The sequence below is a fragment of the Nocardioides stalactiti genome, assembly GCF_014180715.1.
Classification (GTDB): domain Bacteria; phylum Actinomycetota; class Actinomycetes; order Propionibacteriales; family Nocardioidaceae; genus Nocardioides; species Nocardioides stalactiti.
Map to the genome: position 1 here is coordinate 1 of NZ_JACEFC010000201.1, position 3,940 is coordinate 3,940.

The 3,940-nt window shown below is 71.1% G+C and carries 4 protein-coding genes and 1 pseudogene; all 5 read left to right on the forward strand.

All coding sequences use genetic code 11. The features are described 5' to 3' along the window. The coding region (locus tag H0487_RS22055; protein WP_376766701.1) for a ComF family protein at window positions 1-527 on the forward strand (527 nt) is incomplete at its 5' end. A 391-nt stretch (window positions 528-918) separates the two neighbouring features. Then, window positions 919-1,536 (forward strand): annotated as a pseudogene (gene hpf / locus H0487_RS22060) (ribosome hibernation-promoting factor, HPF/YfiA family); the annotation flags it as partial. A 65-nt stretch (window positions 1,537-1,601) separates the two neighbouring features. Then, a complete protein-coding gene (locus H0487_RS22065) occupies window positions 1,602-2,249 on the forward strand; it encodes a response regulator (RefSeq protein ID WP_312856057.1) in 648 nt (215 codons plus the stop codon). A gap of 176 nt (window positions 2,250-2,425) precedes the next feature. Further along, window positions 2,426-3,631, forward strand: a complete 1,206-nt coding sequence (locus H0487_RS22070; RefSeq protein WP_183096359.1) for a winged helix-turn-helix domain-containing protein — start codon at window positions 2,426-2,428, stop codon at window positions 3,629-3,631. 42 nt (window positions 3,632-3,673) lie between these two features. Continuing rightward, window positions 3,674-3,940, forward strand: a 267-nt coding sequence (locus H0487_RS22075) for a TetR/AcrR family transcriptional regulator (protein WP_183096360.1), incomplete at its 3' end; no start/stop codon positions are given.

A 3,940-nucleotide genomic window follows, 5' to 3' on the forward strand; every position in this document is an offset into this window, starting at 1 on the left:
GCCACAAGGAGCGGCGTCTGCTCGGCCTCACCCGGCCGCTCGGCGACCTGCTCGCGACGGCCGTCGCCGAGGCGGTCGACCGCGAGGTGGGTCCGCGGGGAGGGCCGCTGCTGCTCGTCCCCGTCCCGTCCCGCCCGGCCGTGGTCCGTCAGCGCGGTCACGACCCCACGCTCGCGATGACCCGTCGCGCCGTGCGCGCCCTCGCCGCCGCCGGTGCGTCGGCCGGCGTCGCCCGGATGCTGCGCACGCGGGCAGGCCTGGCCGACCAGGCGGGCCTCGACGCCGCCGCGCGGCGCGCCAACCTCGACCGTTCGATGACCGCTCCCGCGGCCGTCGTACGACGCCACGCGGGCAGGGTCGCCCACGTCGTCGTCTGCGACGACGTCATCACCACCGGCGCGACCGCACGGGAGGCGCAACGTGCGCTCGAGGCGGTGGGGGTGCCGGTGCTCGCGGTGGCGGCGGTCGCCGCCACTCGTCGTCGCCTGCCGCCGAGGGCCCCGGGAAGGGACCAAGGTCCGGAATAGAGGGTGAACCCTTTCCCGCTCACCACCGAGGGTCTAACGTCTCTACATGGAGTCCGCCCCGGTCCGTGGTTGCGTCGTCGGGACGCCAGCAGACATGCCGGGCGCCCCACGACAAGCCGATGCCAGTCGCAGGCAAAACGGTCCACGTAAGTCGGCGCGCGCGTCGACGATCACGGTGCGGCTTAGTCGTCAGTCCTGCCTCGTGCCGGTCACCAGATGTGACCGACCGCGAGAGAGGGTCGCGTGGCACCAAGCTGCCAAGCCCCAGCAGGCGAGTGTGGGGGAGAAGACCAGGTCGGCGGCGGCGGGCTCCATGCCATCTCCCGGGGTGCGTGCACCTCGTCGCTGAACAGCTGAACAAGTCCCATCATCCAACAACTGGAGGTACCTGATGGACGTCGTGGTCACCGGACGGCACTGCGAGATCTCGGATCGCTTTCGAGCACACGCGGCCGAGAAGCTGACGAAGCTGGAGAAGCACGACCATCGGATCATCCGGGTCCACGTCGAGGTCGACAGCGAACCCAACCCGCGCCAGCACGACCACGCCGTCCACGTCGAGCTCACGGCGTTCTCCAAGGGCCCGGTGATCCGGGCCGAGGCCGCGGCCGACGACAAGATGGCCGCCCTCGACCTCGCTCTCGACAAGATGGCCTCGCAGATGCGACGGGCCGCTGACCGCCGTCGCGTGCACCGCGGGCGCCGTTCCCCGGTGTCGGTCGGCCAGGCGCTGGCCGGCGTGCCGGTCGACGGGCTCGACTCCGCCCCCATTGTCGCCGAGGCCGTCGACACCGTCGAGGAGCGCCAGGTCGGGCCGATCACGGTGACGGGCGACGGACCGCTCGTCGTCCGCGAGAAGACCCACCCGGCGAGCCCGATGACCCTCGACCAGGCCCTCTACGAGATGGAGCTCGTGGGCCACGACTTCTACCTCTACGTCGACAAGGAGAGCGAGCGCCCGGCGGTCGTCTACCGCCGCAAGGGCTACGACTACGGCGTCATCTCGCTGGGCCTCGGCTCGGAGGCGACCGGNGCCCGTGTCATGATGCACGGGTGGGGAGTGGCAACGAACCTGTGCGCGTTCTCGTGGTCGACGACCACGAGCTGTTCCGTCGTGGTCTGACGATGCTGCTCGGTGTCGAGGACGGCATCGAGGTCGTGGGCGAGGCGAGCGACGGCGCAGAGGGCACGGAGCTGGCCGTCAGCACCGCCCCCGACGTCGTCCTGCTCGACGTCCGGATGCCGAAGCAGTCGGGCATCGAGGCGTGCGTGGCGATCAAGGCGTCGTCCCCGACGACCAAGATCGTGATGCTCACCGTCTCCGACGAGGAGGCCGACCTCTACGAGGCGGTCAAGAACGGTGCGTCCGGCTACCTGCTCAAGGACTCCTCGATCGAGGAGGTCGCCCAGGGCATCCGGGTGGTCGCCGAGGGGCAGTCGTTGATCAGCCCGTCGATGGCCGCCAAGCTCATCGACGAGTTCAAGACCATGTCGCGCCCCGACCGGTCCCAGGGCCCGGCGCTCAAGCTCACCGAGCGCGAGCTCGACGTCCTCCGGTTGGTGGCCAAGGGCCTCAGCAACCGCGACGTCGCCCACCGGCTCGCGATCAGCGAGAACACCGTGAAGAACCACGTGCGCAACATGCTGGAGAAGCTCCAGCTCCACTCGCGGATGGAAGCCGTCATGTACGCCGTCCGGGAGAAGCTCGTCGAGCTCGAGTGACCGCGAACCCGCACACTTTGGTCGCCGAACCCGCACACTTCGGTCGCCGAACCCGCAAGGTTCGGCGTCGTGATCCGGCTAATCGACCAAACTCTGCGGGTTCGATGGCCGAAGCCTGCGGGTTCGTGGACCGCAGGGTGCACGTTGGTGTCGGCGGGGCGCTCTAGGCTCGCGACGTGCAGTCGTCCCAGTCGTTGTCCCGGGCGCAGGCCCGCCGGATCGCGCTCGCGGCGCAGGGGTTCGCGGACCCGCGGCACGCGGTGCCGACGATGCGGACGTTCCAGCGGACCCTGGCGCGCACCGGTGTGCTCCAGGTCGACTCGGTCAACGTCCTCCAGCGCGCCCACTTCATGCCGCTCTACTCGCGGATGGGTCCCTATGACGTCGACCTGCTCAAGCGGGCCGCCGAGGGGCGGCCACGGCGGGTGGTCGAGTACTGGGCGCACGTCCAGGCGTTCATGCCGGTCGAGCTGTGGCCGGTCATGCGGTTCCGGATGGCTCACTACGCCGAGAGGGAGTTCAAGTGGTGGCCCGGCATCGATCCGATGCTGCGCGAGCGGGTCCTCAAGGAGGTCGAGGCCCGCGGACCGGTGACCGCGCGCGACCTCGACGACGGCGAGGTCCGTGACAAGGGCGGCTGGGGGTGGAACTGGTCCGCAGCACGCAAGGCGCTCGACCTGCTCTACATGACCGGCCAGCTCGCCATCGCGGGGCGCAACAGCCAGTTCGAGGTCCGCTACGACCTGCCCGAGCGGGTGCTGCCCGCCGAGGTCCTCGCCTCTCGGCACCTCGACGAGGACGAGGCGGTGCGCGAGCTGATCCGGCGGGCTGCGCGCTCGCACGGCGTCGCGAGCGCCCACTGCCTCGGCGACTACTACCGGATCAAGGTCGGTCCGGCGCGCGCCGCTGCCGAGGAGCTGGTCGCGGCCGGTGAGCTCGAGCGGGTCAGCGTCGAGGGCTGGCGGCGGCCGGCCTACCTGCACCGCGAGGCGCGGCTGCCGCGGCGGATCGGGGCTCGCGCGCTGCTGAGCCCGTTCGACCCCGTGGTGTGGGAGCGCGACCGCACCGAGGCCCTCTTCGAGTTCTTCTACCGGATCGAGATCTACACCCCGGCCGCCCAGCGGGTCCACGGCTACTACGTGCTGCCGTTCCTCCTCGGTGACCGGATCGTCGGCCGGGTCGACCTCAAGGCCGATCGGCCGACGCGAACCCTGCTCGTCCAGGGCTCGTTCGCCGAGCCGAGCGCGCCTGTCGAGACGGCCGCCGAGCTCGCGTCAGAGCTCCGCCGGCTCGCGGGCTGGCTCGGCCTCGACGACGTGGTCGTGGCGCCCCACGGCGACCTCGCCGGGGCGCTGGCAGCTGAGCTGGCGACGGCGTCGTAGACCCTTCTTAGCACCTGTCCGGGTGCCGGGTACCTTGTGCCCATGTCCGCCGAAGCGCTCACCGACCGCCGCGACCGCATCCTGCGGGCCGCGGCGCAGCACTTCGCCGGCACGCCGTACGGCAAGGTGTCGACGGTCGCGATCGCGGCCGACGCCGAGGTCAACCGAGGCTGGCTCTATCACGAGTTCGGGTCCAAGCGGGACCTCTACCTCGCCGTCCTCCAGCGGACCGCGAAGGTGCCCGAGCTGCCGCGGCTCGCCGACGTCGTCGGCGCCGACGACCTCCAGGAGGCGGCCGGTGCGGTCGTG